Source organism: Candidatus Neomarinimicrobiota bacterium, assembly GCA_022573815.1.
GTDB lineage: Bacteria > Fidelibacterota > SORT01 > SORT01 > SORT01 > JACZTG01.
This window is the reverse complement of sequence record JACZTG010000047.1, coordinates 1-8042: the sequence shown is the minus strand read 5'-3', so window position 1 is coordinate 8042 and position 8042 is coordinate 1. Positions and strand designations below refer to the sequence as shown.

The 8042-nt window shown below is 36.0% G+C and carries 7 protein-coding genes; all 7 read left to right on the top strand.

Annotation, left to right across the window (positions count from 1 at the left end; genetic code table 11):
- Positions 1-103 precede the first annotated feature (103 nt).
- Complete coding sequence (locus tag IIB39_10970) at positions 104-1324, top strand: hypothetical protein (protein ID MCH8929219.1); 1221 nt, start codon at positions 104-106, stop codon at positions 1322-1324.
- Between the two features lie 66 nt (positions 1325-1390).
- Positions 1391-2824 (top strand): oligosaccharide flippase family protein, encoded by a 1434-nt coding sequence (locus tag IIB39_10965; protein ID MCH8929218.1) that lies wholly within the window; start codon positions 1391-1393, stop codon positions 2822-2824.
- A gap of 10 nt (positions 2825-2834) precedes the next feature.
- Positions 2835-4217 carry an O-antigen ligase family protein gene (locus tag IIB39_10960; protein ID MCH8929217.1) on the top strand — a complete coding sequence of 461 codons (1383 nt, stop codon included), beginning with the start codon at positions 2835-2837 and terminating at the stop codon, positions 4215-4217.
- 35 nt (positions 4218-4252) lie between these two features.
- Positions 4253-5218 carry a glycosyltransferase family 2 protein gene (locus tag IIB39_10955; GenBank protein ID MCH8929216.1) on the top strand — a complete coding sequence of 322 codons (966 nt, stop codon included), beginning with the start codon at positions 4253-4255 and terminating at the stop codon, positions 5216-5218.
- A gap of 142 nt (positions 5219-5360) precedes the next feature.
- Positions 5361-6290 carry a sulfotransferase domain-containing protein gene (locus tag IIB39_10950; protein ID MCH8929215.1) on the top strand — a complete coding sequence of 310 codons (930 nt, stop codon included), beginning with the start codon at positions 5361-5363 and terminating at the stop codon, positions 6288-6290.
- A 24-nt stretch (positions 6291-6314) separates the two neighbouring features.
- Positions 6315-6962, top strand: a complete 648-nt coding sequence (locus IIB39_10945) for a class I SAM-dependent methyltransferase (GenBank protein MCH8929214.1) — start codon at positions 6315-6317, stop codon at positions 6960-6962.
- Positions 6963-6977: 15 nt separating this feature from the next.
- Positions 6978-8042: glycosyltransferase (locus IIB39_10940; GenBank protein ID MCH8929213.1), on the top strand; the 1065-nt coding region annotated here is incomplete at its 3' end.

Sequence of the window (8042 nt, the reverse complement as noted above, 5' to 3'; positions counted from 1 at the left end):
AAAAAAAGCATCATAAAAAACAGAAGAATTTTCATATCAGAGCAGGTTTTCCGACTGGAATATACTTACCAAATTCGGCGGAACTCTGTCGGGGAGAAACAATTTGAACTCCAATGAGTCAAATTTCATTGATTTTATATTTATTGTTAATAAATGGCGAAAATTTATTTTTGTCAATTTTATTGTTGTCAGTTTTATTGTTGCTGGAATATCACTGATTATTCCCAAGACATTCTCAGCTGAATCAATTATTCTCCCGATCTCTAAATCAAGCAGTATTCTAACTCCTATAGGCCTTAAGGGATTCGGAGCAAGCCTGTTGGGTCTTGGTGGTTCGGAGGAAGCAAATCGCCTTATGGCTATAATTGGAAGTAGAAGTGTTTTACAGAGTGTTGCTATAAAATATGATTTGCTTACTGTTTATAAGGCAGAAAATATTGAAGAAACTTTAGAATTACTCCAGGAATATTCTGAAATAGATTTTCAAGATGATGGTACAATTACTGTAGTTGCTTCCGCAAAAACTCCATTTTGGGCTTCAGAGGAAGATGAGGAGTTTGCCAGAAACCTTGCTTCCAAGATAGCTAACTCTCTTGTGGAAGAGCTTGATATCATAAACAAAAAACTGAAAACAAGCCAAGGCAGGTTTACCAGATTGTTTATAGAAGAACGATTAGCAGAAGCAACTGAAAATTTACACACAGCTGAAGACTCTATTAACTCGTTTCAATCCAAATTTGGAACAGTCTCGCTTCCGAAACAAATAATATCTGCCATTGAATCCGCAGCGGAAATCGAACGTTTAATTATCCTTCAAGAAGTGAAATTAGCACTGAAAGAAAATGTGTTTGGAAAAGATCATCCTGATTACTTATTAACTGAATTAGAATTAATTATGTTGAGGCAAAAACTCAACGATATGATGTTTGAAGGTCATGCCGATTCAACGAGTAAGCGAATTTCGCTTTTCCCGGTGTTTGAAACCATGCCTGATTTATCTATCAGATATTTACAACTTGAAATGGAATTAAACATCAGAACATCCTTACGCTCTTTTCTGGTGCAGCAACTTGAAGAAGCGAAAATTCAAGAAACTCGTGACACACCTACTTTGCATATAATTGATAAAGCGATTCCTCCTATAAGAAGAAGTCGCCCGATTAGATCATTACTTGTTCTTTCTGCCGGAGTAGTCACAATTATACTGAGCCTTATTTTCTCATTTGTTTACGAATCCCTATTAAAACTGAAAATAACGCGTCCGGACGAATTTTCTAAACTGAGAACAATACGCAGCTCTTTCAGAATCACAAAAAAAAACTAAGGTGTTTTGTAGTTCTTTAGGGAATTCCCAACTTAACACTCTGAATCAGATTACAGATTAGTAGTAATGTTAGATAGATTATTTAAGACTACTCTTATCCTTTCCTCCTCGCAGGTACTCTCAAGGCTCCTCTCATTTGGATTTTCACTGATTGTTGCGAGACAACTCGGAGTTGAGCTGTTTGGAAAATTTACCTATGTTTATTCTTTAATATTTCTTTTAAATGTCGTAGTAGATTTTGGCCTTTCCACACTTACGGTACGGGATATAGTTCAAAATAAGTCAAAAGTTAACTTGTACCTGTTGCATTCATTAATAATAAGAATATTATTAGCCGGAATTCTTTACTCTATTCTCTATTATTACTCAGCCGCCATTTCTAATCTTGACATTGAAAAAGGACGCCTATTATTAATCCTTGGTCTTTTTCTATTCGTAAGGGCGTTCTTCGACACTGCAATCACATATTTTCAAGCTTATGAAAGACAGGATATAAACGGTTACCTTAATTTGGTAAACAACCTTGTTCTTATTCTTGCAGGCATCGGATTTGTGATTTTTCAAAAAAATATGTTTTATTTTGCAACGGCGCCTATCATTGCGGGAATTATTGTTTCAGTTATAAGTATCTCTATTATTTTATCTAAGAGTTCATTGAAATTTCATTTTTCCTTTGAATTTCTAAAAACATTATTTATCAAAACCATTCCATTTGGTTTTACATTATTTGCCTCGGCTGCTTATGCAAGAATGAATATTTTAATCTTATCGTGGCTTACATCTGATTTAGCGGTCGGAGAATACGGCGCCTCTTTACGATTAGTTGAGGGTTTTCTTATAATCCCGATTGTAGGAGCCCGTATAATTTATCCTGTTCTTTCACGATTCAGTGAAGACCGGGATTATTTTCAAATGATAGTCGAAAAGTCACTCAAGATACTAATATTTTCAGCTTTTTTTATCATAACATTAAGCATAGTATCTTCAAAATTTATTATTGTATCTCTTTATTCGTCGTCTTACGCAAATTCATCTGCTGTTTTCCAAATCTTGGTCATTACGCTTGTTTCTACATATCCTAATTACATATTGGGAAGTTCTCTATTTTCGTTGAACAGACAAAAATCAGTTCTCAGGGTAGTTGTTGGCGCACTTTTATTAAACTTGGGTCTAAATTTTTTATTAATACCGATGATTGGCGGTGCGGGAGCTGCAATTGCGGCCTTAATTTCCGGAATTGCGATAATGTCCGGTTATGTCTGGTTTTTACGTGATAGGATAGATACTTTAAAAATTATTAGTATATTTTTTCGAACTTTTATAATATCTTCTTTTCTGATTATATTGAGTTTGCTCACCAAAGATATTTATCCTCTTTACATTAATATACCGGTCATCGCTCTTTCTTATATCGCTTTTTCTTATATTTTTAAATTGATAAAACGAAATGAAATTGAAAGGGTTCGGGATCTTTTCACTAAATTGATAAACAAGGCTTAAGCAAAAGTTAATGGAACCTACTATACCAATAAAAATCGGCGATTCTGCTCTGCTTTCCCCATATAAAAAGCAGTGGCTCTGGTTTTTATTTCTTCAAATTGCGGTTGCGGTACTATTCTCATTGGAATTGTGGATTCCGCTTGCAATTGTTTTTTTGATTCCATTTATATTTATCTCCCTATTAAATATAAGATCTTCGATATATTTTTTACTGATATCTGTCTTTGTCGGTGTGTTCATCATTAAGGAACCGTATGGACTCCGACCTATAGATTTACTAATTGTCATGACTGTTTTTGCGTATCTGTTACACAAAATTTATAATCTCGATTACTCATTATCATTTAATGAATTATCGGTACCTGTATTAATTTTCTTGGCTGCAATTTTCTTTTCTCTTCTTGATGCGTCATACTTTCAAAAAGGATTAATAAATTTTTTCAAACACCTTGAACTGTTTCTACTTTTCTTCATACTTGCTGATTTGTTCAATTCATGGAGTTTGGAGCGCCTTAGGCGGCTTATAGAATATTTTATTTATGTAGCGTCCATAGCCACTCTGATTGCTCTTGTTTTCACATTTTTTGGTGAAAATACCAGGGCTTTTGGGATTACGGGTACTCCGTTGCCTGATTTAACAGTCAGCGCTTTAATTGCCAGCATTACGTTTTTAATTATGTCAAAAAATCGTCGTCGCACACGAAAATTCTTAGCGCTTGCTTCTCTTCTTTTCCTCGGGCTTGTAATGACACAAACCCGTGGAGCATGGCTAAGTTTTTCCATTTCGTTTCTGTTTCTAAGTTATTTATTCCTGAAAAAATCAATTCCCGGAACAAAAAAGAAATTATATCAACTGTTTTTTCTCGGACTTATTCTTGTTGTCTTTTTGTTTTTTGTTTTCCAAGGTGCGTTTATCGGGATTAGTCACAGAGTAGAACAAATTCAGTATTTTGAGGTGGGTACTATCCAATTCCGGTTTATTCTCTGGCATGCGGCAATTACCGCCTTTATTGCCAACCCGATCAATGGAATCGGTTTGGGACAATTTGCACTTTTGTCCGGCCATTTTTCCGATATTGGTGAAAGTGCAATTTTCAAAGAAAATATTGAAGGTCTTTCAGCTCATAATGTCTTAATATCTTATCTCTCAGAGACGGGAATGATAGGAATATTGGCGCTTTTATTCCTTTATTATTCGATTACAAAGCTTACGGCAAAAACCTATAATCGGATAAAATCAGATGAAAATTTGGATATAGTGATAATCCTCAGAGCAATTCTTTTCTTTGTAGTAGTTTCATCGGCTTACGCAGGAGCATGGTTCTGGGGTCTTAACGGAACTCAGTTCATGATTTTTTTGGCGATGTCTATTGTTGTTGCAAAAAAGGTTTAAATCCAATTACTATTATAAATTAACAGAAAAAAATTTTGAAAGCCGTAACAGAATTCGACCTATCTGTAATTATTGTGAACTTTAACACTGCCGATGAATTAAGAACTTGCATCCAGTCTGTTAAAAAACATACTAAAGAGATCAGATACGAAATAATAGTCGTTGACAATAATTCAAAAGATCACAGCAAGGCCATTCTTGAATCAGAATTTCCCGATGTTACTTCTTACTTCCTTCAATATAATTCCGGATTTTCGATAGGAAATAATTATGCCATGGAGAGAAGCAACAGTAAATATATACTTCTTTTAAACCCCGATACTGCGCTAACAGAAAATTCTTTTTTACAAATGTATAAATTTTTGGAAAACAATAATGCTGCCGGTGCAGTGGGACCAGTGGTAAAGGATATTCATGGAAATTTCAGATTAACAATCCGTAATTTTCCAAGTTTAAAACTACACCTGGCAGAGGCTTTAAATATAAAATCACTAATTAAACGATTCTCTTTAACAAAGAAACAATATGCTATGATAGCCAGTGAAAAATCTTTTGAAGTTGATTGGATTTCAGGGGGAAGTTTTATGGTGAGAAGATCCATATTCAATGATATTGGTGGATTGGACGAACGATTTCACCTTTTTGCGGAAGATTTAGATTGGTGTATTCGCATCAAGAAAAGTGGATGGAAAGTATTCTGTTTGCCAAAAATTAAGATTATCCATATAGGCGGCGTATCCACTCATAAGAATTATTTTATTCTTGTTTCAAATAGATATCGAAGTAAGCTGATTTTCGCGCAAAAATATTCCAACAGATCTGAACTTTTTATCCTTCGTGTGTTAGTTCTATTGGGATTACTTTTACGACTTTTCATTTCAATTTTTAAAAGATATTCGGGAGAGAATGAAAAGCAGGAAAGAATGAAGGCTTATTTAGCCTCTTTTTTCATCTGGTTGGGAATTAAAAAGATGCTTTCCAGGGAGCGGCTTCAAAATTGAAAATGCAGATTATTATTTCGCAACAGCCGGGTGGGACAGCTACCATCGTAAAGAAATGATAAAAACTCTTGCAAGAGTGGGCGGAGAACGAGTTGAACAGATGCTTAATTTAATCTATACGACCCCTCAGCAGAATTAGTATATGTCTGCTAAACATATTCTTGTAACAGGAATTCCTCGCTGTGGCTCCACATTCACCGGGAAAATAATGTCCCTATCTTCACAACTTTCTTATATACAGGAACCATTTAATCCGAATTACGGACTCGTAGGAGCCGATAAACATTTTCCTTCTATAGACGCCAATAATCCTGATGATAAATATGCAGATTTACTTAATGATTTATTTTCTTTCAGTGCAAAATACAAAAAGAATTATTCAAATGATAATATGTTCAAAAAAATGGTTAAATTTATTATTGGTCCGAGAGCGCAGGTAAATTATCGAATTGCCAAACTCTTCCGCGGAGACAATGTAAGGCTATTAATTAAGGATCCCGATGCGGCATTATTGAGCGAGCAAATGTATCTCGAACATGATTGCAATGCACTTATTCTCATTAGGCACCCCGGCGCCGTTTATGCGAGTTTTAGCAGGCTTGGAGGAACCCTTGATATTTCTGACTTTATTCAGAAAAACTTTTTCGATATTCATCAAATGCCAGACCATGCGGAGCTGTTGAAAAAAGTGGATAAATCTCCGGCTGAGCAAATCGGCCTTCTTTGGGTGTATATTTATGAGATTCTAAATGCTTATTTTAAAATACATAGTGATTGGCTAATGGTATTACATGAAGATATCAGCATCAATCCGATTCCGTCATTTAAAAAGATATTTGACTGGGCAGATATTGAATTTACTGATCGAATTAAACGTAAAATCACGACTTTAACAAATGCGAATAATCCCGTAATGGCGCGGCAAAATAAAATGCACGATTTAAGCAGAAATAGCGCAAGTTTGGCGGATTACTGGAAAAAGACGGTATCAGATAAAGATATTAGCATGCTTAAAGAAATCACCGAACAGACGGTATCTCTTTTTTACGACACTGCTTCATGGAAGAAATAACCGATTATTTGTATATAGAAAAAAATGAAATCACCTGAATATTATAGTCACGCCAGGGATGATATAGTAGACCTGGTAATGTCTACAGGTTCCGTAGAAAGAATTCTTGATGTGGGATGCGGCTACGGCTATACAGGTGAGTTGCTGAAAAATATGGGAGCTATCAGGGTTGAAGGATTAGAGTTTGTACCTGATGCTTGTGAAGAGGCAAAACACCGCCTTGACCAAATTTTTCAGGGATCCGCCGAAGATTCGAGTCTAATTTCAACTCTCGGTTCATACGATTGCATAATCTGTGCGGATTTATTGGAGCACCTGATTGACCCCTGGGAAACGTTGACTCTTCTGAGAAATCATCTTAATAAGAATGGTCGTTTGGTATGCAGCATCCCGAACATCAGGTATTTTAAAATAATATCCAAGCTGCTGTTTTTTGGAGAGTGGACCTACAAAGATTCTGGTATCCTTGACAAAACACACTATAGGTTTTTCACCCGCAAGACCATTGAATTAATGTTTAAACAAACAGGGTTTACTGCTATTATTACCAAACAGAAAACAAGGCGTGTGACCGCCCTGTTTAACTTTATCACATTGGGATTATTCGGTGATTTTTTCCCAATGAAATTTTATGTCATAGCACATCCAACTGACGTCAATCGAAACAATTGATTTAGTGAATATTGAATGAAAATTTGTTTTCTCGCAGATGCCTGTAGTATTCATGTGCAAAAATGGGCTCGGTATTTTTCAGATGAAGGAAATGAGGTTCATATCATATCTTTTAGAGATACCCGAATAGCTGGTGTCCGGGTTCACTACATAAATTCACGCGGAACAATATCCATCAGCCCCATAGCTTCGTTTATCTCCAAGATCGGATATTTATTTTGGGTTGGAAAAGTAAAAAAATTTATTAAGAAAATCCGCCCGGATATTCTTCACGCCCATTGGGCAACTTCATACGGCTTGCTTGGCGCTCTTAGTGGTTTTCACCCGTTTATACTTTCGACATGGGGAAACGACATTATCATCTCTCCTCATAAATATTGGACGATGAAAAAATCCGTAGAGTACAGTCTCAAAAAAGCTGATCTTGTTACCGCAACGAGTAAAATGTTAGCCGATGCTACAGGCGAATTTATCTATGGCGAGAAGCCTGTCCATACTATCCCATTTGGCGTTGACGTTGATTTATTCTCTCCTTCAAAAAGAAAATTGCCGAAAAATAAAATTTGCATCGGAATTGTCAAAGCGCTTGAGGAAAAATACGGGATTGAGTATTTAATAAGAGCATTCAAGGTAGTTGCCGAAAGGGGATATAAATCAAGTTTATTAATAGTTGGCGAGGGTAGCCTAAGGGACAAACTTGAAAAATTGACAGAATCTCTTAATCTATCTGATTCGGTAAGATTTACCGGAAAGGTTAAAAATAACGCCGTTGTTGAGTCCTTACACAAGATGGATATTTTTGTAGTCCCTTCAATTTCCCCCTCGGAAACATTCGGTGTTGCTGCGGTTGAAGCTTCATCATGCTCTATTCCCGTAATAGCGTCGGATATTGGTGGCCTGCCGGAAGTTGTAAAAGACGGCACAACGGGATTTTTAGTACCTCCTTGCGATGTAAATGCTATTGCGGATCGCATAATCAGACTGATTGATAATCCCGGGCTGCGACTCCAGATGGGTATCGAAGGCAGAAAATACGTCAAATCAATTTACGATATACAAATATGTGGTTCTTTAATGAGA

Bases quoted from the DNA above. Each gene is read 5' to 3' on its own strand.
- IIB39_10965 (MCH8929218.1), top strand. From the start codon at position 1,391: ATGTTAGATAGATTATTTAAGACTACTCTTATCCTTTCCTCCTCGCAG.
- IIB39_10960 (MCH8929217.1), top strand. From the start codon at position 2,835: ATGGAACCTACTATACCAATAAAAATCGGCGATTCTGCTCTGCTTTCC.
- IIB39_10950 (MCH8929215.1), top strand. From the start codon at position 5,361: ATGTCTGCTAAACATATTCTTGTAACAGGAATTCCTCGCTGTGGCTCC.
- IIB39_10945 (MCH8929214.1), top strand. From the start codon at position 6,315: ATGAAATCACCTGAATATTATAGTCACGCCAGGGATGATATAGTAGAC.